Here is a 21,832-nt window from a genome sequence, read left to right as displayed (position 1 = left end):
AATCGACTCCATTTTCGGCGCTCGTCAATCAAGCGCCCTGACTCAAGGATTTAACATGAGCTTGTGGTTTAAGACCCCGGATATCGAACACCTCAATGCGATGCAGAAGAATACCATCGGCGAATTGTTGGACATTAGGTTCGAAAGTCTCGATGACAATTCGATCACTGCAAGCATGGTGGTTGATCACCGAACTCATCAGCCGTATGGACTGTTGCACGGCGGTGCGTCAGTGGTGTTGGCTGAAACCGTGGGTTCGACGGCCAGCTACCTGTGCATCGACCCGAGCAAATTTTTTTGTGTCGGTCTTGAAATCAACGCCAACCACCTACGCGGTTTACGCAGCGGTCGAGTCACGGCAGTCGCCCATCCCGTTCACATAGGTCGCACGACTCATGTCTGGGACATCCGCCTGACCAGCGACGAAGGCAAGGCCAGTTGTATCTCGCGCTTGACCATGGCAATAGTGCCGATAGGCGAGCAACCACCGGTTCGTTAACCCAACGTGCAATCCTGTCCTAACTGTCACTCTTCCTGGCGGATACAGTCATTGCCGCGCGCGTGGCGGGTGCGCACAATTGCCACTGGGTTTTCGTTATGGACGCGCTCGTATGCCGCAACAGGTATTTTTCGCTCACGCAAACGGTTTCCCGTCGGCCACATACGGCAAACTGTTTTCCGCGCTGGGCCCGGAGTTCGTCGTTTCGCATTTGCCGCAGCACGCACACGACCCCCGATTTCCGGTGGACGACAACTGGCTGAATTTGGTCGATGAGCTGATTTATCACCTGCAACTTCAACCAGAACCGGTTTGGGGCGTGGGACACTCGTTAGGTGGTGTGTTGCATTTTCACGCGGCGTTGCGCTGTCCTGAGTTGTATCGCGGTGTGGTGATGCTGGACTCCCCGGTGCTCACGTTGGCCGATCAACTGATGATCCGCGCGGCTAAACGCTTTGGTTTCATTGATCGCATTACGCCGGCGGGACGCACCCTAGGTCGTCGGGAAGCGTTCGCTGACATGGCCGCTGCCCGCCAGTATTTTGCGGGAAAAACACTTTTTCGACGTTTTGATCCCGAATGTTTCGATGCTTATCTGCTACATGGGTTACAGCAAGACGGTGAGCAATTGCGCCTGCGTTTCGACCCGGCAACGGAAATTAGTATTTACCGCAGCGTGCCACACACCAGCCCCGGCCGTGCCCAGCAGCTGCAAGTGCCGCTTGCCGTGGTTCGCGGCAAACACAGCCGAGTCGTCATGCGTCACCACACCCGTTCGGTAAAATACCTGCCGCTGGGTGAATCGTTATCCATGCCTGGCGGTCACATGTTTCCCCTAGAGCGTCCTCAGGAAACCGCTGACTTGCTTAAGCAGGTGTTCACACGTTGGAATCTGGCGCGTCCCGCGAAGGCCAGCGCATGAGTATGCCTGTTGAAGAAGTCCGCCTAAGCTTGCCCCATATCGAATTGGCCGCCCACCTGTTCGGGCCGCAGGACGGTCAGCCGGTCATTGCCCTGCACGGTTGGCTAGACAACGCCAATAGTTTCGCGCGCTTGGCGCCGCACCTAAAAGGGCTGCGCATCGTTGCTCTAGACCTGGCCGGGCACGGGCACTCCGACCACCGTCCGCTGGGTTCCGGCTATACGTTGTGGGATTACGCCCATGATGTTTTGCAGGTGGCACAACAGCTCGGCTGGCAACGCTTCTCGCTCATGGGGCATTCCTTGGGCGCAATTATTTCAGTGGTACTGGCCGGTGCGCTGCCTGAGCGGGTCACGCGCCTGGCCTTGATTGATGGGGTGATCCCGCCCACCGGCGAAGCGGACAGCACCGCCGAGCGAATGGGTATGGCGTTGCAGGCAAAGTTGAATCTGTCTACCAAACGCAAGCCCGTCTACCCTGACTTGGACAGCGCAGTACAGGCCCGAATGAAAGGGGTGGTGGCCGTCAGTCGGGAGGCCGCAGAGCTGCTCGCCCAGCGTGGATTGATGCCGGTACCCGGCGGTTACACGTGGCGCAGTGACAGCCGCTTGACCTTGGCGTCACCGATGCGTTTGACCCGTGATCAGGCGATGGCCTTCGTCAAACGTGTTAGTTGTCCGACGCAATTGGTGGTGGCCGGGCAGGGCATGCTCGCGCAACATCCTGAGTTATTGTCGCAACTCCCGTTTGAAGTCATGACCCTTGAGGGCGGTCACCATCTGCATTTGAATGACGAAGAGGGCGCACGCTCTGTTGCAGACTGTTTCAATCGCTTTTACGCCGATCCTTGACTTGCGGCAGGCAACTGCCGAGGCTGGGCGGATTGAAACAGGAGATGATCTTGATGGACCACTGCCCCGTCGTTACTTGCAACCCCTTTCAGTCCGCCCCCGCCTTAGCGACCCAAGAAGAGCACGTATGCGTTTACTGAGTGTTCTTACCGCCTCGATCAGCAGTTCATTGCTAAGTACCCTTTTATTTGCCGCCGATGTTCCGGGCAGCCATGACTTGGAGATCGTTCCACGGGTTCTGGATTCGGAAATCGTCGACTACCGTCCGCCCATGGACCAGCAGCGGATTTATCCGCTGGGTTCCGTTCGTAAGGTTAGCGGTCAGTTACGCTTCGAAGGGCAGGTCGCCGCCAAAGGTCTTGCGACTGCCGTGACGTATGAATTACCAGCCGGACATACCTCCGACGAGGCTTTCACCGCCGCGCGGGAGGGGTTGCAAAAGCAAGGCGCCGAATTGCTGTATTGGTGCCAGGCACGAGATTGTGGCGAAAGCAGCTTGTGGGCCAATGAAGTATTTGGTAACTCCAAGTTGTTCGGTGCCGATGATCAACAGGCGTATTTGTTGCTACGCCTTGCTGCCCCGAAGGACGACACCTTAGTGGCCTTGTATGGCATTACCCGTGGCAATCGTCGTGCGTACCTACACGTTGAACAGTTTGATTCCGACGCACCGTTGGGTGAGTTGCTACCCACCTCCGCGACCTTGCTGCGTCAATTGAAAAGCACCGGAAAACTAGAGTTTCCGAAACTGAAGGGTGAACCGCAGGACCCTTGGACGATCTTGATTTCCCGTGCGCTCAATCTGGACAGCACTTTGCGGGTCACGGTATCCGGAGCACATGGTGAGGTTTGGCGTCAGGCGTTAATTGCCAACAGTGTCCGTGCGGCACGTCTTGAGACAGGTAGCGCTGACAAACAGGGTTTGGTTGTCGAGCTTATTCGCTGAAACCCTTATTCCCCTCTCGAACACTGGCGCTGTTGGTGTTCGCCGTTATGCTTACAGCCTCCGCTTACTTATTCGGGATAACCCATGCTCAATAATGATCGCCTGTTGGTGCAGATACTGCTCCTGGCGCTGCTGGGTGCATGTCTTTGGGTGATGGCGCCATTCTGGTCGGCGCTGTTCTGGGGCGCGGTGTTGGCATTCGCCAGCTGGCCAATGATGCGTGTGCTGACCCGCTGGCTTAACGGACGCGAGTCATTGGCGGCAGGATTATTGACGCTGATATGGATGTTGCTGGTGGCGGCTCCATTGGTATGGCTAGGTTTTAACCTGGCTGACCACCTTCGTGATGCCACGCTCTTTATCAAAGATGTGCAGGTCGATGGCCTGCCAGAGCCTCCCTTGTGGTTGGCCGGGCTGCCAATCATCGGCGAACGACTGGTAGGTTATTGGAACACCATTGACGAGCAAGGTGCTGCGGCAATGATTGCGATCAAGCCCTACCTGGGTCAGGTCGGGAACTGGTTGTTGGCGCGCAGTGCGCAGATCGGTGGCGGGATACTCGAAACCACGTTGAGTCTGGTGTTCGTGTTTTTCTTCTACCGCGACGGCCCGCGACTGGCCGCCTTTATCCTCAGCTTGTTAGAGCGATTGATTGGTGACCGAGCTCATTATTATTTGGATCTGGTGGCCGGTACGGTTCAACGAGTGGTGAATGGGGTTATCGGTACGGCCGCTGCCCAAGCAGTATTGGCGTTCATTGGCTTTTTGATTGCCGGCGTTCCGGGCGCGATGGTGCTGGGGATTGGTACCTTTTTGCTCAGCCTGGTGCCGATGGGCCCGCCGCTGCTGTGGATTCCCGCCACCGCGTGGCTGGCCTGGAAAGGCCAATACGGCATGGCGATCTTTCTCGGCATTTGGGGCACGTTCATCATTAGCGGCGTCGATAACGTCCTCAAGCCCTATTTGATCAGTAGGGGAGGAAATTTGCCGTTGGTGATCGTTCTGCTGGGAGTATTTGGCGGGTTGTTAGCGTTCGGTTTTATCGGGCTGTTCATTGGTCCAACATTATTGGCGGTTGCCTACAGCCTTCTGATCGACTGGACCGCTTCAAAAAACAAACGTCCCGGCACTCCAACCCTTCTCTGATCCGTCGACCTGACTCGCATACAGAACGCAGGAAGCCTGTTCTGTCTGCGGGGCTTGGGAATCGTCTATATGTCTCGGGTTTGACACACCTGGCGGTTTGATGTCAGGGCGATACGTCGCTGGCTTTCGCCAATCACCGCGCCGATCAATTTGTCTCGCCACCCAGCGATCTCAAGCCTGTAAACCCTCGCTTTACGCCTCTTTTTACATTTTCTTTATGCCCAGAAGCAGTCGTCGATCTCGTTCCTTTACGCCCTCAATACCGACAATTACTCACACGCGGCAATTGCCGTACGACGGAGAATTTTCATGAGCGTTCTGGACGGGGTGTCACTGCTACTGGCCGCAGGGTTGTTCATTTACTTGATGGTGGCGCTGTTACGCGCCGACCAGCACTAGGAGCCGCCATGCACAGTTATGACTATCTACTCATCGTCGCCTTCTTTGCGTTGGTTTTATTGCCAGCGCCTTGGTTGGGACGATTTTACTATCGCGTCATGGAGGGTGAGCGAACCTTCTTGACCCCGGTGCTGGGGCCGATTGAGCGCGTTTGTTATCGCCTGTGTGGGGTTGATCCAAAAACCGAACAAAACTGGAAAAGCTATACCCTGGCCTTGCTTGCTTTTAACCTGGTGGGCTTTATCGTGTTGTTCGCGATTCTGTTGTTCCAAGGCAGCTTACCGCTTAATCCGCAGCAACTGCCAGGCATGGAATGGTCTCTGGCCTTCAACACCACCATGAGTTTTGTCACCAACACCAACTGGCAGAGCTACAGCGGTGAAGCATCGCTCAGCTACCTAAGCCAGATGGTCGGCCTGACCGTACAGAACTTCGTCAGCGCCGCCACCGGCATCGCGGTACTGATTGTGTTTTGCCGTGGCATCAGCCGTCGCTCAACGCAAAACCTCGGTAACTTCTGGGCGGATATTACCCGCGCGACCCTTTACGGGCTGCTGCCGTTGTGTCTGATCCTGGCGCTGTTCCTGGTTTGGCAGGGCGTGCCACAAACCTTCGCCCATTACATTGATGCCGTGACATTGCAGGGTGCGGATCAAAGCTTGCCGATGGGGCCTGCTGCCAGCCAGATTGCGATCAAACAACTGGGCACCAACGGGGGTGGTTTTTTCGGGGTTAACTCGGCGCATCCGTTCGAGAACCCGACGGCCTGGAGCAACCTTATAGAGCTGGTGTCGATCATCTTGATCCCGGTTGCGCTGGTGTTCACCTTTGGACACTACGTCAAAGACCTGCGCCAAAGCCGGGCCATCATGGCCTGCATGCTGACGCTGTTCCTGATGGGCGGCGCAACGGCGATGTGGGCTGAGTATCAGCCGAATCCGACGTTGAATATCGCTTCGGTTGAGCAGACTGCACCCCTTGAAGGTAAAGAAACCCGCTTTGGCACTACCGCTACTGTGCTCTGGGCTACGGCAACCACAGCGGCGTCAAACGGTTCGGTTAACGCTATGCACGACAGCCTGAACCCACTGACCGGCATGGTGACACTGGCCAACATGATGGTCGGTGAAGTGATCTTCGGCGGTGTCGGCGCCGGCATGTACAGCATGCTGCTTAACGTGCTGATTGCGGTATTCCTGGCCGGATTGATGATTGGCCGCACCCCGGAATACCTAGGTAAAAAGCTGCAAGCTTATGAAGTCAAGTTGCTGGTCGCAACCTTGATGGTCATGCCTGTCGGTGTACTGGTATTTGGCGCGCTCGCAGCAAGCTTGCCGGGTCCGGCGGCGGGAATCAGCAACCCTGGCGCCCACGGCTTCAGTCAGTTGCTTTACACCTACACCTCGGCCACGGCTAACAATGGTTCAGCCTTCGGTGGCTTCAGTGCTAACACGTTATTCCACAACCTGATGCTCAGCCTCTCTATGTTCCTCGGGCGCTTCGGCTACATCCTGCCGGTGCTGGCACTGGCAGGCAGTCTGGCGGCGAAGAAAACCGCGCCGCTGGGCCTCAATAGCTTCCCGACTCACGGCACGTTGTTTGTGACGTTGCTGACGATGACCATTTTGCTAGTGGGTGGCTTGTCGTTCCTGCCCACGCTGGCACTGGGACCGATTGCCGAACATTTGAGCATGGGCTTCTGAGGATTAGATGATGTCTATTTATAAAGATCATATGCAGACTCCTGTCTCAAAAACCGCAGCGCCTCAAGGCGCTCCAGAATCGGTCAAAACCTCGCTCTCTGCGCTGTGGCGGCCGGCCGTGGTGCAAGCGTTCATCAAACTCGACCCCCGTCAGCTGCAGCGCGCGCCGGTGATGTTGGTGGTCGAATTGACCGCTATTCTGACCAGCATTCTTTGCTTGGTGCCTGACCCGGCGGTGCCGACCTCGGTCGCGGTACAGATCGCCATTTGGTTGTGGTTCACCGTGTTGTTCGCCAATTTCGCCGAAGCCTTGGCCGAAGGTCGTGGTAAGGCCCGCGCTGACAGCCTTAAAGCTGGCAGCGAAGGCCTGAAGGCACGCCGTCGAGATGACAACGGCAGCCTTCGGGTGGTCAATGCCAGCAGCTTGCGCCGTGGCGATGTGGTCCGCGTTGAAGCCGGGGAAATGATTCCTGGTGATGGCGAGGTCATCGAGGGTATTGCTGCGGTTAACGAGGCCGCGATTACCGGCGAATCAGCGCCAGTGATTCGTGAGTCAGGCGGCGACCGTTCGGCGGTTACGGGCAACACACGTCTGGTGTCCGATTGGCTGCTGATCCGGATCACCGCCAATCCCGGTGAATCGACACTGGACCGCATGATTGCGTTGGTGGAGGGTGCTAAACGGCAAAAAACCCCCAACGAAATCGCGCTGGATATTCTGCTGATCGGCTTGACCCTGATCTTTCTGTTGGTGGTCGTGACCCTTCAACCTTTCGCTCACTTTTCCGGCGGCAGTCTGCCGCTGGTGTTTTTGGTGGCGCTGTTGGTGACCTTGATTCCGACCACCATCGGCGGCTTGTTATCCGCCATCGGTATTGCTGGCATGGACCGTCTGGTGCGCCTCAACGTCATCGCCAAATCCGGTCGTGCGGTTGAGGCTGCGGGTGACGTGCACGTGTTGTTGCTAGACAAAACCGGCACCATCACCTTCGGCAACCGCCGCTGCACGGCCTTGTATGCCGCGCCGGGAGTTACCGCTCTGGAGCTGGGCGAGGGAGCGCTACTGGCCTCTTTGGCAGATGACACCGCAGAAGGCAAATCCATTGTTGAGTACCTTCGTGAGCTGCATCCGATTACCGAGCCGCCTGCGTCGGCATTAACTCCGGTGGCGTTCAGTGCGGAAACTCGGCTGTCCGGCGTCGATTACCAAGGCCGCGTGTATCGCAAAGGTGCCGTGGATTCGGTCCTGGCGTTCGTTGACATGACCCGTAGCGACTTGATGCCTGCACTGGCCCGGGAAGTCGACAAAATCGCCAAAACCGGTGGTACACCGCTGCTGGTTTGCATGAACGGCAAACTGTTGGGCGCTATCCACCTCAAAGACGTGGTCAAGCCCGGCATTCGCGAACGGTTTGCCGAACTGCGCAAACTTGGAATTCGCACGGTAATGGTCACCGGGGACAACCCTCTGACAGCGGCTGCGATTGCGGCTGAAGCGGGGGTCGACGATGTGCTGGCCGAAGCCACCCCAGAGAAAAAACTGGAGCGGATTCGTTTGGAGCAGAACGACGGTCGTCTGGTGGCGATGTGTGGCGACGGCGCCAATGACGCCCCGGCACTGGCCCAGGCCGACGTCGGTATGGCGATGAACGATGGTACTCAAGCGGCCCGTGAAGCGGCGAACATGGTGGACCTCGACAGCGATCCGACCAAGTTGCTGGACGTAGTGCAAATCGGTAAAGAGTTGCTGGTGACTCGTGGCGCGTTGACTACGTTCTCCATCGCTAACGACGTAGCCAAATACTTCGCGATCTTGCCCGCGCTGTTCGCCTCTATCTACCCGCAACTGGGGGTGCTGAACGTCATGCACCTGGCCAGCCCGCAGAGCGCGATACTCTCGGCGATTGTTTTCAATGCCTTGATCATCGTGGTGCTGATTCCACTGGCCTTGCGTGGTGTCCGGGTTCAGGCCGCCAGTGCCGCCGCGCTGTTGCGCCGCAACTTGTTGATCTATGGCTTGGGCGGAATTGTCGCGCCGTTCGTAGGCATCAAGCTAATCGATATGCTGTTGACTGGCTTGCACTTGGTCTAAACGCACACTTTCATCACGCTCTCTGGAGCGTGACGATCACCCTGATTGAGGATTCGATGATGTCTAGCGTATTGCGTCCGGCCCTGAGCCTGATTGTATTAATGACCCTGATCACTGGCGTGGCATATCCACTGGTAGTGACCGGTATCGCCCAAGTGGTATTTCCCTCGCAAGCCAACGGCAGCCTGGTGTATGACAAGGCAGGTAAGGTGCGTGGTTCTGAGTTGATCTCCCAAAGTTTTACCGGTGACGGTTGGTTCCACTCGCGGCCATCTGCCGGGGCTTTTGCTACGGTCGCCAGCAGCGCCAGCAACCTCTCTCCAAGCAATCCGGCACTGGCTGCACGGGTCGCCGCTGACGTCACCAAAGAAGTGGTTCCTGGCCAGGGCGCAGTGCCTTTATCGTTACTGACCACTTCAGGCAGCGGTCTCGATCCACACCTGCCACCAGAAGCCGTGGCCTATCAAGTGGCCCGTGTTGCCAACGCCCGTAACTTGCCGGTGACCACGGTGCAACGCTTAGTCAATGAAAATACCTACCGGCCGTTGATAGGTCCGCCGGTGGTTAATGTTTTGATCTTGAATCAAACGCTGAATGAGTTACCGTCAGCGCAGCTTTGAGCAGATGCCGAAATCCTGTGGGACCGAATTCATTCGGGAATTGGGCGGCGCGGTTTATCTGAAGGACCGTGTTGATCCCTTCGCGAATGAATTCGCTCCCACAGAAAGCAAATTTGCTGCACACACTGAGTACGAACCATGAGTGACACCCGCCGCGCCGATGCACTGTTAGCCGATCTACCGCGGGACGGCCGTGGGCGGCTCAAGGTGTTTTTGGGCGCTGCACCAGGCGTCGGCAAAACTTACGCCATGCTTCAGGCGGCCCACGCCCAACTGCGTCAAGGTTCGCACGTATTGGCTGGCGTAGTGGAAACCCACGGCCGGGCTGAAACCGAAGCTTTGCTCAGCGGCTTGCCTCAGCAACCTTTATTACGCTCGGAATACCGGGGCGTGACCCTGGAAGAAATGGACCTTGACGGCCTGCTCATGGCCGCGCCGAAACTGGTCCTTGTCGACGAGCTAGCTCACAGCAATGCACCCGGTAGTCGCCATGCCAAGCGCTGGCAAGATATTCAAGAGTTATTGGCGGCCGGTATCAATGTTTACACCACAGTCAACGTTCAGCACCTTGAAAGTCTTAACGATCAGGTTCGCGGCATCACCGGGGTGCAGGTTCGCGAAACCCTACCCGATTGGGTGTTGCAGGAAGCCTATGAGCTGGTGCTGATCGACCTGCCTCCTCGGGAGCTGTTGGAACGTCTGCGTGACGGCAAAGTGTACGTGCCCGAACAAGCTCGGGCTGCCATCGACGCTTTCTTCACCCAAACCAACCTCACGGCATTGCGCGAGCTGGCGATGCAAACCGCGGCGGCGCAGGTTGATGACGACCTGGCCCAAGGGTATCGCCAATTGGGCCAGGCCGCGCCCGCCGTTCGAGGCCGCTTGTTGGTGGGGATTGACGGTGACCCTCAAGCCGAGCGCCTGGTGCGACACGCCAGTCGCGTCGCGCAGCGTCGCCATCTGCCGTGGAGCTTGGTGCACGTCGATAATGGTCGGGTAGTTGATGAAGAGGCGCGCATGCGTTTACAAAGCGCACAGCAACTGGCCGAACGCTTAGGTGGCGAAGTGGTGCTGTTGCGGGCGGGAGAGGTGGCTAAAACCCTGATTCAACACGCCGCAGAGCGACGCGCCAGCTTGGTACTGGTGGGACAATCGCGCCCACGCTTGCGCAGGCGCTTGTGGGGCGGTGGGCTGGCGGCGCGATTGTTGCGAGATGCTCACGGCCTGGAAATCAATGTGCTCGATAGTGAAGCGCAGCACGATCAACCCCGCTCACGTTCGGCACGGGCGTTAGTCTGGTTTGATTATGGGCTGGCGCTGATCGCGACGATATTGGCCACTGCCTTGGCGTGGGCGGTATCGAGCGTCCTGGCGCTACCCAATATCTCGCTAGTGTTTCTCGCCGCCGTATTATTGGTGGCGGTGCGCAGCAGTCTCGGCCCTGCGCTGGCCTGCGCGGCGTTATCTTTTCTGACCTACGATTTTCTGTTTATTCCACCGAAATTTTCGTTCAGCATCCAGCGCGAAGAAGACGTGCTGACGTTGCTGTTTTTTTTATTGATGGCCGCCTTGACCGGCAACCTTGCGGCCCGGCAACGCCAGCAACTTCGTGCCCTGCGCGATACCCAGGAGGAAACAAGTGAGTTGCTAGACCTTTCGCGAAAACTCACGGCGGCGACTGATCGGCAGGCGATGTTAAGCGCTGCTGAACAGCATTTCAGTGGCTGGAGAGAGTTGCACATCTGTTTGTTGGATCGCGACGATCAAGGTGCCTGGAAAGTCGAAGTCGGGAGCGCATTGCAGCTGTCCGAAGCCGAACGAGCGGCAGCCGATTGGGCGTGGCAACATGATCAAGCCGCAGGCTTTGGCACGGGCACGTTACCGCTGGGCCATTGGTGGTGGTGGCCGTTGTCGATGGAGGAGGGGCCGTTAGCGCTACTTGGCGTATGTCCGCATGAAGGGCAGCCCTTTACCGATCAACGTCGTCGTCTGTTAACCGCACTCAGTCAACCTCTAGCCCAAGCGCTGGCGCGAGCCCAGTTGGCAGAAGAGCTGGAGGCCGCGCGATTGCATGGTGAAACCGAGCAATTACGCAGTGCGTTGCTGGCGTCGGTATCACACGATTTACGCACACCACTGACGGCCATGCGCGGCAGCATCGACAGTCTATTGGCATTAGGTGAAGCGATCCCACTGGAAGATCGTCGTGAATTGCTCGAAGGCACCCGTGACGAGGCCGAGCGCCTGGATCGTTATATTCAAAACTTGCTGGACATGACTCGTCTGGGTCACGGTGCGTTGAAACTGGCGCGGGACTGGGTGTCACCGGGCGATATCGTCGGCAGCGCACTTAACCGCTTGCGCGCAGTATTGGCGCCGCTGCAGGTCAGCACTCATGTGCCGTTGGAACTACCATTGCTTTACGTGCACGCTGCCTTGATCGAGCAGGCTTTGGTCAATGTGCTGGAGAATGCTGCGCGCTTCTCTGCGTCCCAAGGGCGCTTGCAGGTTAACGCGGGGACGACCGACAGCGAGCTGTTTTTCTCGGTCAGTGACGAAGGCCCCGGCATACCTGAAGCTGAGCGAGCGAAGATTTTTGACATGTTCTATACCGCGTCCCGAGGCGATCGCGGTGGGCAGGGCACAGGTCTTGGATTGGCCATCTGCCTGGGGATGGTCGGTGCCCATGGCGGGCATATCACGGTCGCCGAGGGCATTGAAGGGCGCGGCACATGCATAACCTTGTATCTTCCGTTGCAAACGCAACCCGAAACTGAATTGGAGCACACCCTCTGATCATGCAGTGCGTTACGCTCAGCACTTCATTTGAGATGGCAAGACAACCATGAGTCAGACCTCGACCATCCTAGTGATCGATGATGAGCCGCAGATTCGAAAGTTTCTACGCATCAGCCTAGTCTCCCAAGGCTATAAGGTACTGGAAGCCGGCACCGGCAGCGAAGGTCTGAGCCAGGCCGCGTTGAACAAGCCCGATTTACTGGTGCTCGACCTTGGTTTGCCAGACATGGATGGCCAAGAGGTGTTGCGCGAATTTCGTGAGTGGTCCACAGCCCCGGTGCTGGTGCTTTCAGTGCGTGCCAGCGAAGGTCAGAAAGTTCAGGCACTTGATGGCGGCGCCAATGACTACGTGACCAAACCGTTTGGGATACAAGAGTTTCTCGCACGAGTCCGGGCGTTACTGCGCCAGGCGCCAGCTGGCGAACAGCAAGAAGCCGCTCTGATCTTCGGCCCGTTGACAGTGGATCTGGCGTATCGGCGAGTGCTACTGGATGGGGTTGAAGTCGGGCTGACGCGTAAGGAGTACGCGGTACTGGCGCAACTGGCCCGGCACCCTGGACGGGTGATTACTCAGCAGCAGTTGCTCAAAGATATCTGGGGGCCGACCCACACTGAGGACAGCCATTACCTGCGCATAGTCGTCGGACATTTACGGCAGAAATTGGCGGATGACCCGACCAATCCCAGGTTTATCGTGACCGAAGCGGGGGTTGGATACCGGTTGTTGGAACGTTGAGGTATGGCCGCCAATTGCCAGGCTTCATCGGGTTGGCGAGGCGATCAGGGCGGAGTGTCAGGTGAATCCCACCGGTAATCCGCGCTCCCTGTGAGACCGAATTTATTCGGGGATATCACGACATGGTATATCGGTAACAATCGGCAATCCAAAAAACGCCCGGGCGCAATCAGTGGTGTGCGCGGCGACGTCTTCCGGACTTTCTTCGCGGTGCAGCGCAACTTCTTGCAAGACTTCGGTGAGATAAGCCGGTTCATTACGGCCATTTTTCGGTTTTGGTCGCAAGCTGCGTGGCAGCAGGTACGGCGCATCACTTTCAAGCATCAACCGGCCCCTGGGGATGTCCTTCACCAACGGGTGCAAATGGGTGCCGCGACGCTCGTCGCAAATCCAGCCGGTGATACCGAGGTGCAGATCCAGATCGAGGTAGCTAAACAGCGCACGCTGCTCGCCGGTAAAACAATGGACAACGGCAGCTGGCAGTCGGTCGCGGTAGTCGCGGAGGATTTCCAACAGCCGCTGACTGGCATCGCGCTCGTGCAAAAACACCGGCATTTGCAGCTCGACCGCTAACGCTAAATGCTCTTCGAGCACTTTTTCTTGTTGCGAGCGAGGGGAGAAGTCTCGGTTGAAATCAAGCCCGCATTCACCCACGGCACGGACTCGATCTTCCTTCAGCAGCGCCCGTAACTGGCGTTCACTATCAGAGGTCCAGTCACTGGCCGAATGCGGATGAATACCTGCGGTGGAAAACAGCCGCTGGGCGGACTCGTCGAGCCTGAGGCACAGTTCCAGCGACTGCTCGCTGCTCTCAACGTGTGTCCCGGTCAACACTAACTGCCCGACGCCGGATTGGTAAGCGCGATCGAGGACCGCCTGTTCCTTATGGGCAAAGCTTGAGTTGGTCAGGTTGACGCCAATGTCGATGAGTTGCATGGTGCTACCTCGGGCCGAAGGCTGAAGAGAATATCAGACCTGGACTGATATAAATAAACTCCGCAGTTACAGTGAGTTGAAACACGATATTGAGGTGCTTTGTTAGAAGTGAGGAGTTTGGTTACTCGCTTCTACGCTGGGCTTTTGATTCTTTGCGGCTTATTTTTGGCACGCATTCCCTTGGAAAACCGCATGATGCGACCCACGTTTTATCTTGTGATGTTGATGCTGGCCTTGGCGCCATTGCCAGCACTTGCAGACCTTGTAGGGCCGCCGGTAGTAGTGAAAAAGAGTCAGGTGCGAGACCTCTCGGCGATTCGTAGTAGCAAAGTATTGCGTGTTCTGGTCAATCAAAGTCGCAACAGTTCGGGCCAAGTTCCGGGCGAAGAAATTGGTGTTGAATACCATCGGCTAAGTGCTTTCGAGCAGTACCTCAACAGTCACTCCCGCGACGGGAAACAACTGACGTTAAAGATCATTCCTAAATCCAAGGACCAGTTGCTGGCCGCATTGCAGCGCGGGGAGGGTGATTTGGTAGCACCCGGTGAACTACTCGACATGAGCGCGGCTCGGGCCGTCAATGCCAGCGCGCCTATTGTCAGTCATGTGCCACTGATTGTCGTCGGCATCAAGGGCGACCGCAGTTTCAAGCACATTGAGCAGCTGTCGGGCCGAACGATCACTCTAGCTACCGGCAGCGCGGCAGATAACGCGGTTGATCAACTCAACCAAAAGCTGGGCTTGCGCAAACTGCCGCCGGTTAAAATTGAATGGGTTGATCCCAGTCTCGCTGTGGAAGACGTGCTGGAGATGGTTCAGGCCGGGGTTTACCACCTGACCGTGGTCGAACAACCCATTGCCGAGCGATGGGTCAAAGTCATGCCCAAGTTGCGGGTGGAGCGCTCTTTGGTACTCAGTAACAGTGGCGACATGAATTGGTATGTGCGTCAGGACGCCACCATGCTGCGCGCCAGTATTGACCGGTTTATCAAGCAGTATCAGGCGCCCGCCGGCGAAGACTTTGCGTTCGAACAGGCCTACCAGGGTCAGTATCAATTGCACTATCCGTTGGCCAGCCAAGACCGTCAGCGTCTAGAAAAGCTGCGGCCCGTTTTACAGCGGTGTGCGCAGGAGCAGGGCATGGATTGGCTGAACCTTGCCGCGTTAGCCTTCAAGGAATCGGCGCTTGACCCCAGCGTTAAAAGCGGGGGGAAAGCCACAGGACTGCTGCAAATCACCCCCTCTGCCGCGCAACGGGTCGGCGTCGATAATATTCACAACGTGGATGGCAACGTGCTTGCCGGAGCGAAGTACCTGGCGATGATCAAACGCAAGTATTTCTCCAGTCCCAAGGTCAACGAGCGTGAGCGCATGGCTTTTGTAATGGCCGCCTACAACCTGGGCCCGGAACGGGTAGAAGCTATGCGCGCCGAAGCAAAACGCCGAGGGCTGAACCCGAACCAGTGGTTTTTTCAGGTTGAGAGAATCGCTATGGAGCAGGTGGGGATGGGTGTCGTGAGCTACGTTAATAGTGTGAACAAGTATTATCTGGCGTTTGACCACGAGCGCGATTCTCTGGAAGGGCCAGCTGCCAAATCACGGCTACCAAAGATTGTCTCAAAAAATAATCGATAATCCTGATGGTTATGCGGTGTATCGCGCGCTTTTTATTAAAAAAATAGTGATTAATATAGCGGCCAATTCGCCCACTCATAAAAAGGAATGCTTGAGATGAACACCCTGATGAAAACGGTATTCTCAACCCGTGCTGGTTACGGCGTGACGGTTTTACGGATACTCGTCGGCATCATCTTCGTTGCTCACGGCGGGCAGAAGCTTTTCGGGCTGTTTGGCGGCTATGGTCTGTCCGGAACCGCGCAGTACATGGAAAGCCTGGGTTTGACACCGGGTTATCTCATGGCTTCGTTGTCTGGAGGCGCTGAATTTTTCGGCGGCTTGGGGTTAATCATTGGCTTGCTGGCGCGTCCGGCGGCGTTCGCCTTATCGATCATGACGATTGTCGCCATTCTTTCGGTGCACATTCACAATGGTTTATTCATGGCCAACAACGGTTTTGAATTCGCGTTGGCATTACTGGGGGCATTAGTTGCGATCCTGATCGAAGGTGCCGGCAGAGTGTCGATGGACCGAGCCATTATCGGCTGAGCTTGTCCTCATGAACTACGCCCGCTGAGTGCGGGCGTGGTTGTTTTAGTCTAAGTGCTTATTGACAGTGGCTACGCCGCTTCTCTAGGATGCTGCCCATGCGCCGATTTAAACAGCTACTTGCGGGGCGCCAGGCAAGGATTGAATCCTCGTCTAATCTGAGGTCTGAACAGACCTCTAAATACCGCTAAAGCGCTGGTTCGGTGTTGCCTCTCACCGCTGCCCAGCGGGATTTCTGAGGCTGAGACAAAACACCATGAGCTGTTCGCATCCCCTTATCAGATTGTCACCGTTCACATCACCCCTGACGCGTCGCAACCCCAGGATTCTACTGGGTGGTTCGCATCAACCGACGCTGCTGCGCTATTTGGAAGGCTGGCCCAAGCGCAACGGCAAGCCTGCTGCGTTCCTTGTCCAGTTCATCGACCAGAATGAATCCCTAACAGACTTTCCCGATGATCGTTTCGACATCGCGGTGGTGCAATCGCCCAATGCCGACAAAGCCGAAGTATTCATCAAACATTTGGTGCGAATTGCCCGGCAGGGACTGATAACTCGCGGGTAGGAGCGGTTAACTACTGGGCTTGAGTTGCCTGTTTGACATAAGCAAGCGATCTATTGAGTACACAAATCATCACAAAGGAAGGTCATGAAGCCCTGAAGCAGGAGCTTGACTATCTCCGGCCTGTTAAACGCCCGGACACAGCAAAAGGTAACTTTGGCGGCGTCGATTGGGCCAACCCTGACGGCAGGTTTAATCCCGGTACTACAGAGCAGTACTAAAACGAAGAGTCACATATACATCCTCTTGGCCAAACTCGAACCGCTACCGGGCGCTTGAGCCATCCGTGTGCCGGTACCACTTTAAGGGGTACGACGACTATGAACTATCGTTGGCTACTAGCAGAGCGCTGCAAGTCGGGTTGCCTGGACGTTCACCGATTCTCTTTAGGTATCGAGTATGTGCACGAAACAGGGAACGCCTGATGCCAATCTTAATCAATAAAGAAGCGGGCGAGTTTTGGCCACCTGGCTTGCGCCGGACATTTTGAAAATCAGCGTTATTTTTTGCTGTATTTGCGCATGGCCACGGGAACGTAAAACCTGAGCAGGCTTGCCTTTATAGACTTGCCACAACGATTTCATATCCGGAGATTCTTATGCGACGGCAAACATCGTTCATATTTGACCTTGATGGCACACTTACCGATAGCGTCTATCAAAATGTGGCCGCGTGGAAAGAAGCGCTCGATTCTGAAAATATTCACCTTGCGATGTGGCGAATTCATAGAAAAATCGGCATGAGCGGTGGGCTAATGCTGAAGTCTTTATCACGTGAAACTGGTTTGAATATCAGTACGGATCAAGGGCACAGGCTCAGCGAGAAGCATGCCAAGGCGTACGACAGGCTTCAAGGCCAGATCATAGCGTTACCTGGTGCGGTTCAGCTTCTTGACGCGCTCAGCGAGAATAACATCAAATGGTGTATTGCATCGAGTGGGGGTAGCGAGACGGTAAAGATCAATTTAAAAGCTCTGAACCTGGACTTCCATAAAATCAATGTCATCACTCGCGATGACGTGAAATACGGTAAGCCCGATCCTGATCTGTTCTTGGCTGCGTCTGGAAAAATGGATGTTGCAATCGAAGAATGCCTTGTAATAGGCGATGCAGTCTGGGACATGCTGGCTGCTCGGCGGTGCAAGGCAACGGGCATTGGTTTGTTATCTGGTGGGTATGATATCAGTGAGTTAGAGCGAGCCGGAGCCTTGAGAGTTTATGAAGATCCTCTCGACTTGCTTAATCATTTAGAAGAAATCGCGTCGCGTCCGTAGATATTGGTTTAAGGCGGGCCCAGTCGCGTATGGTACGTTCAGAATCGGCCATCCTCAACCGTTGTTTGTGCCCCGCGAGGTACATACTGCCCACAGCGGGGAGTCAAAAGAACTTTCGACAGTTCTCTTGCTTCTTGTCAAAAATCTTGTACCCGCCTGCTGCCTGCTCCAGGAACATTCGATGGCTGATAATCTCCTCTGGAAAGGGCCGTCCCGTTGCGATGTATCCGATAGCTCGGGAAGGAATGCTGAACATGGATCGGTCTCATTTTAAATGTCAGCCGTTTGTCGAATGCATCTCCAAACAAAAATCCAGGATCTGAAACAGTGTCTACTTTGACGTTATAGGCGCCGTGACAGGTAAGTGCTCTCATACGAGTATCCGCCTTTAATTTATTCTCTAGAGAAAGGAGCGCTGAATCATGAGTTTGGTTCAGTGATTTCGATCAGCTTGGGGATCAATGGTGCAATCGGTGAAGAGCTTTATCAGTAGATGCATGAATGAAACGGGAAGAGGTCCGTATCTACATTTTTTTAAGACAGGTACGGCGGTTTAAATTCAACGCAGCTGGGCTGTAGGCCGATTTCAGACCATTCATCGTTCTAGAAGAAACAACGACGTTTTAAAGCGGGTCGACTCAGTGTAAGGGGCACTCCTCAGTAACCCCTGATACGTGCATTTTCAGCACACTCTTCAGAGCTGTAGTTCTGGAAAAACCGCTTCCAAAGGATAGAACAATGATACCTACCGAACCCTCTTACACTTCACCACCCGTGTACGACCGAACGCAGACGTTCGCTCCTCTCCTTAAACGAATATCCTGGAGTGCCGTGTTTGCCGGGGTTGTTCTGTCCATGATCGTTTCGCTGATTTTAGGCCTGTTGGGTACGGCAATTGGCTCCGCTGCGATTGAGCCACTTCAGGAGGGTAATCCGGTTCAAGGCATGGGTACGTCCGCTGGAATATGGGTGGTCGTAAGCGGTGTTCTTTCGCTGTTTATCGGCGGATGGGCTGCGGGCAGGCTTGCCCACCGGGAGGGTGGTCTCCATGGCCTACTGGTCTGGGCTACCGTTTCTTTGATTACCGTTTACTTAGTGTCCAGTGCTGTTACCGGTGTTGTAAGGGGCGGTTTAAATATCGCTGGCAGTGGCCTATCTGCCGTTGGCAGCGGAATCGCACAGGTTGCGCCCGCCATGGGCAACAAAATTCAGGATCAGCTCCGCCAACAGGGTATCGATTTCAATCTTGACGATATCCAGGGTCAGTTGGAGACCGCTATGAGGCAGACAGGTAAGCCTGAGCTGCAACCGGAAGCGGTTAAACAGGACGCGCAGGATGTGCAACAAGATGCGAAAAAAACAGCACAGGATAGCGCGGCCAAACCGCAGCAGGCGCAGGGTAACTTGAGTGGTCTGCTGGATAAAATCAAAGCTAAAGGAGATAAAGCATGGGACGCGGCTGATCGGCAGGCCGTGGTTAATCTGATAAAAGCGCGAACAGGCAAATCCGATCAAGAGGCAAATCAAATGGTCGATCAGGCCCAACAGAGCTATCGAGATGCTTACGCTAAGTATCAGCAGCTCAAAGTTGATGCTGAGCAGAAAACGCGTGAAGCAGCCGATATGGCAGCCAAGCGAGTTTCACAGGCTAGTTGGATTCTGTTGATCACACTGGTGATCTCAGGCGTAGTGGCTGCTGGAGCTGGAATATTGGGCCGCCGCACTCAACCGCCAGAGAAAGTACTGTCAAGTACGATTTGAAGCGATGGGACGCCGTTGAGTGCGGCGTCCCATGTGTGACGCAGACCCTGCAGCAGATGTTTTCTGTAGCGGTTCGCGGTTACTGGGCGCTTACGATAGAAGGAGGAGGGAGATGCTGATTCGGGCCAAGCCGCCTATCCCTAGCCCTTGGCCTTGGTCGATCAGCAGTGCGTGGGTAGGTACGTTCCTCTTGAATCGTGTCATCTTCCTTATAGATTTTGAGCAAAGCCGTCTTACCGTTCAGAAACTTAATTGCGAGCTTCGTAATCTCGTCTTTAGTGGCGGCGGTTTAAATGCGCGCTCTGCACCTTGCTTGCTAAGCGCCCAGCCGTTTGGGGTTTTGGTGATGTAGTAGTTGAGTGGTATCAGAAAACGGAACATAGAGCACTTTAGGCGGGTGGAATAGGACGCAATGGTCTGCACTTGTCTACGCGAACCTTGGCGCGGCTTCGTCTCTGGTAGTAACCGTTCAGATTGATGTGCTCCCCGCTCGTCGAGAGGTAATGCAACATAGCGTTGCGGCTCGAAGTTGCAGTCGAAGCTTCACCCAACGGGTAGGAGAACGTGCTCAGCCATCATCAGGTAACTGAACTGTCGCGCAAGATATCATTACCTTTGACGTAATTGATGAGCGCGAATGCAATCTTTAATATTCAGTTCAAGCGATTCAATCATGACTCGTGCTGTTACCTACTAAAGGCTAAAAAATGTCTACTTTTGAAATTTACACAGTCAAATCTGCCCCAGAAAAATCGAAACCTGTTCTGGAAGCTTTGCAAGAAACCTTTGGCTTCATTCCAAACATCGCGGGTGCAATGGCAGGATCTCCGACATTGATCAGCAGTTTCATCGGTGTGTTCCAAAAAGCACACAGCGGCAGTTTCACGGAAGATCAAATCCAGGCGGTGCTGCTGACAAATGCCGTAACGAACGCATCGTCCTGGCCAATTGCTTTTCATACATTCCTAGCGCTGAAAGAAGGCTTAGATCCAGCAGACGTAGAGGCAATTCGCGCTGGCCATGCTCTGAAAAATGTAAAGCACGCAGCACTGTCCGGTTTGGCCAAAAATTTTATTGAGAAACGTGGCCACGCCGGTGAACAAGCTCTGCAAGCATTCTATGAAGCCGGCTTCAATAAAGAACAGATTTTGGAACTGATTAATGTTATTGCCGCATCGACCATTACCAATTACGTCGCAAATGTAGCGAATCCACCCCTGGAAGAATCATTTCAGGCGCACACATGGAGTCAGTAATCATTGCTGCATGCCGCAAATGAATATCAGCAACGGCATGAATAATTTGTGGCCTTTGTGCTATGCATCTGTGCGGGATTTCAGTGATTAATTTGAGATAAAGAACGGATGCACACTTCCATGCAAAACTCATGATCATGATCATGGGCAGGGTACTAATGACTGATGAAGTGTTTATCGTTCATACGTCGCCCGCTCAAGGTGCAAGATATATTTACTCATCTGTACCGGGGATCTGATTAGATGAATCTCAATTACATGTCAAACCATAACGTTGCCAGTTCTGGAAATTCTATTGGCGCATTGCTACGTGACTGGCGTAAAAAGTATGGCCGTAGTCAGCTGGAGCTATCGCTTGAGGTCGGGGTATCTCAACGGCACATCAGCTTCATCGAGAGCGGCAGAAGCGTACCGAGCAGGGCGATGCTGATGGCCCTGGCACAATCGTTGAATATTCCCTTACGCGACCGGAATAATCTATTTCTCGCCGCTGGATTCGCACCCATTTACGCCGATCCTGCATGGAATGCGGCAGAAATGCGGATCGTTAATAGAGCACTGGAACGCATGCTCAAGCAGCATGAGCCCTACCCGGCGGTCGTTATGGATAGGTATTGGAATGTACTTCTAAACAACGAATTTGCTTCACGTTTTTTTGGAAGTTTTATTGACTTATCAAAAAGAGAAAAACCACGCAATCTGCTGCATTTGATTTTTGATCCTGATGGGATGCGACCGTTTATTGATAATTGGGATGCCGTCGCAAGAGGATTGTTCGAGAGAATTAGCCGTGAAGCTGTCGGCGGCATGATCGACGAAAAAACCAGACGTCTGATGAGCGAACTTCTTTCTTATCCAGATGTCGACATCGGTTGGAGCACCGCAGATTTACCCGACATCTCACCAGTGATACCGGTTGGTTTTATCAAGGATGGAAAACTGCTGAATTACTTTTCGATGGTGTCAACAGTGGGTACGCCCCAAACCATCTCCGCTCAGGAATTGCGTGTCGAATGCATGTTTCCCGCAGACGACTTTACTGAGGTGTGGCATCTCGAAATGTTTGGGAAAAATTCCAAACGCTCCGGGTAACTAGCTCCGCCCACCGAAATATCCGGATCCCGGCCATCCCGATAGATCCGTCTGATCTTTGCGTTGAGACGTT

19 protein-coding genes and 3 pseudogenes are annotated in these 21,832 nt (G+C 54.9%); 19 read left to right on the top strand and 3 right to left on the bottom strand.

Annotated features, from left to right (window positions below; genetic code table 11):
• The first annotated feature begins 55 nt into the window (after positions 1 to 55).
• From QN378_RS07510 to QN378_RS07460, 11 genes are all read left to right on the top strand, one after another.
• Positions 56 to 499 (top strand): hotdog fold thioesterase, encoded by a 444-nt coding sequence (locus QN378_RS07510; protein WP_322203775.1) that lies wholly within the window; start codon positions 56 to 58, stop codon positions 497 to 499.
• A 112-nt stretch (positions 500 to 611) separates the two neighbouring features.
• The gene (locus QN378_RS07505) at positions 612 to 1,421 is read left to right on the top strand and encodes an alpha/beta hydrolase (protein WP_322203773.1); all 810 of its coding nucleotides are present in this window, start codon (positions 612 to 614) and stop codon (positions 1,419 to 1,421) included.
• Positions 1,418 to 2,272 carry an alpha/beta hydrolase gene (locus QN378_RS07500; protein ID WP_322203771.1) on the top strand — a complete coding sequence of 285 codons (855 nt, stop codon included), beginning with the start codon at positions 1,418 to 1,420 and terminating at the stop codon, positions 2,270 to 2,272. The genes QN378_RS07505 and QN378_RS07500 overlap by 4 nt, the downstream gene beginning before the upstream one ends.
• A 127-nt stretch (positions 2,273 to 2,399) precedes the next feature.
• A complete protein-coding gene (locus QN378_RS07495; RefSeq protein WP_322203769.1) occupies positions 2,400 to 3,218 on the top strand; it encodes a DUF4892 domain-containing protein in 819 nt (272 codons plus the stop codon).
• An 84-nt stretch (positions 3,219 to 3,302) separates the two neighbouring features.
• Positions 3,303 to 4,364, top strand: coding sequence for an AI-2E family transporter (locus tag QN378_RS07490; protein ID WP_322203768.1), 1,062 nt, complete (start codon positions 3,303 to 3,305; stop codon positions 4,362 to 4,364).
• Between the two features lie 309 nt (positions 4,365 to 4,673).
• Positions 4,674 to 4,763 (top strand): K(+)-transporting ATPase subunit F, encoded by a 90-nt coding sequence (gene kdpF / locus QN378_RS07485; protein ID WP_297835929.1) that lies wholly within the window; start codon positions 4,674 to 4,676, stop codon positions 4,761 to 4,763.
• A gap of 8 nt (positions 4,764 to 4,771) precedes the next feature.
• On the top strand, positions 4,772 to 6,466 hold the full coding sequence (gene kdpA / locus QN378_RS07480; RefSeq protein WP_322203766.1) for a potassium-transporting ATPase subunit KdpA: 1,695 nt from the start codon (positions 4,772 to 4,774) through the stop codon (positions 6,464 to 6,466).
• Between the two features lie 31 nt (positions 6,467 to 6,497).
• Positions 6,498 to 8,558: a potassium-transporting ATPase subunit KdpB gene (kdpB, locus tag QN378_RS07475; RefSeq protein ID WP_322206873.1), complete on the top strand. Its 2,061-nt coding sequence runs from the start codon at positions 6,498 to 6,500 to the stop codon at positions 8,556 to 8,558.
• A gap of 59 nt (positions 8,559 to 8,617) precedes the next feature.
• Complete coding sequence (gene kdpC / locus QN378_RS07470; RefSeq protein WP_323546511.1) at positions 8,618 to 9,178, top strand: potassium-transporting ATPase subunit KdpC; 561 nt, start codon at positions 8,618 to 8,620, stop codon at positions 9,176 to 9,178.
• Positions 9,179 to 9,316: 138 nt separating this feature from the next.
• Positions 9,317 to 11,974: a sensor histidine kinase KdpD gene (locus QN378_RS07465; RefSeq protein ID WP_322203762.1), complete on the top strand. Its 2,658-nt coding sequence runs from the start codon at positions 9,317 to 9,319 to the stop codon at positions 11,972 to 11,974.
• 49 nt (positions 11,975 to 12,023) lie between these two features.
• Positions 12,024 to 12,713: a response regulator gene (locus tag QN378_RS07460; protein WP_322203760.1), complete on the top strand. Its 690-nt coding sequence runs from the start codon at positions 12,024 to 12,026 to the stop codon at positions 12,711 to 12,713.
• Between the two features lie 102 nt (positions 12,714 to 12,815).
• Here the strand turns inward: QN378_RS07460 and QN378_RS07455 are convergent, their stop codons facing one another.
• Positions 12,816 to 13,649, bottom strand: coding sequence for a TatD family hydrolase (locus tag QN378_RS07455; RefSeq protein ID WP_322203758.1), 834 nt, complete (start codon positions 13,647 to 13,649; stop codon positions 12,816 to 12,818).
• A gap of 192 nt (positions 13,650 to 13,841) precedes the next feature.
• Between QN378_RS07455 and QN378_RS07450 the strand changes: the two genes are divergently transcribed.
• The 5 genes and pseudogenes from QN378_RS07450 (at position 13,842) to QN378_RS07435 (ending at position 17,650) form a co-directional block, all read left to right on the top strand.
• Positions 13,842 to 15,284 (top strand): transglycosylase SLT domain-containing protein, encoded by a 1,443-nt coding sequence (locus tag QN378_RS07450; protein ID WP_322203756.1) that lies wholly within the window; start codon positions 13,842 to 13,844, stop codon positions 15,282 to 15,284.
• Positions 15,285 to 15,380: 96 nt separating this feature from the next.
• A complete protein-coding gene (locus QN378_RS07445; protein WP_322203754.1) occupies positions 15,381 to 15,815 on the top strand; it encodes a DoxX family protein in 435 nt (144 codons plus the stop codon).
• Between the two features lie 256 nt (positions 15,816 to 16,071).
• A complete protein-coding gene (locus QN378_RS07440) occupies positions 16,072 to 16,380 on the top strand; it encodes a class I SAM-dependent methyltransferase (RefSeq protein WP_322203752.1) in 309 nt (102 codons plus the stop codon).
• Positions 16,381 to 16,433: 53 nt separating this feature from the next.
• Positions 16,434 to 16,551, top strand: a pseudogene (gene greB / locus QN378_RS23575) (transcription elongation factor GreB); the annotation flags it as partial.
• Positions 16,552 to 16,975: 424 nt separating this feature from the next.
• Positions 16,976 to 17,650, top strand: coding sequence for an HAD family hydrolase (locus QN378_RS07435; protein ID WP_323546515.1), 675 nt, complete (start codon positions 16,976 to 16,978; stop codon positions 17,648 to 17,650).
• Positions 17,651 to 17,753: 103 nt separating this feature from the next.
• On the opposite strand, the pseudogene QN378_RS07430 reads toward QN378_RS07435, so the two are convergent.
• Positions 17,754 to 17,964: pseudogene (locus QN378_RS07430) on the bottom strand (glutathione-dependent formaldehyde dehydrogenase); the annotation flags it as partial.
• 424 nt (positions 17,965 to 18,388) lie between these two features.
• Between QN378_RS07430 and QN378_RS07425 the strand changes: the two are divergent.
• Entirely contained in the window at positions 18,389 to 19,411 is a 1,023-nt protein-coding gene (locus QN378_RS07425; protein ID WP_322203749.1) for a hypothetical protein, read from the top strand.
• Between the two features lie 160 nt (positions 19,412 to 19,571).
• On the opposite strand, the pseudogene QN378_RS07420 reads toward QN378_RS07425, so the two are convergent.
• Positions 19,572 to 19,792 (bottom strand): annotated as a pseudogene (locus tag QN378_RS07420) (DUF2188 domain-containing protein); the annotation flags it as partial.
• Positions 19,793 to 20,118: 326 nt separating this feature from the next.
• Here QN378_RS07420 and QN378_RS07415 point away from each other — a divergent pair.
• The gene (locus QN378_RS07415) at positions 20,119 to 20,667 is read left to right on the top strand and encodes a carboxymuconolactone decarboxylase family protein (RefSeq protein ID WP_322203748.1); all 549 of its coding nucleotides are present in this window, start codon (positions 20,119 to 20,121) and stop codon (positions 20,665 to 20,667) included.
• Positions 20,668 to 20,910: 243 nt separating this feature from the next.
• A complete protein-coding gene (locus QN378_RS07410) occupies positions 20,911 to 21,759 on the top strand; it encodes a helix-turn-helix transcriptional regulator (RefSeq protein ID WP_322203747.1) in 849 nt (282 codons plus the stop codon).
• Positions 21,760 to 21,832: the final 73 nt, after the last annotated feature.

Origin of the sequence: Pseudomonas sp. 10S5 (assembly GCF_035019745.1) — a bacterium.
Classification (GTDB): domain Bacteria; phylum Pseudomonadota; class Gammaproteobacteria; order Pseudomonadales; family Pseudomonadaceae; genus Aquipseudomonas.
The sequence above is the reverse complement of the archived record's forward strand: the minus strand, read 5'-3'. Positions and strand labels throughout refer to the sequence as shown.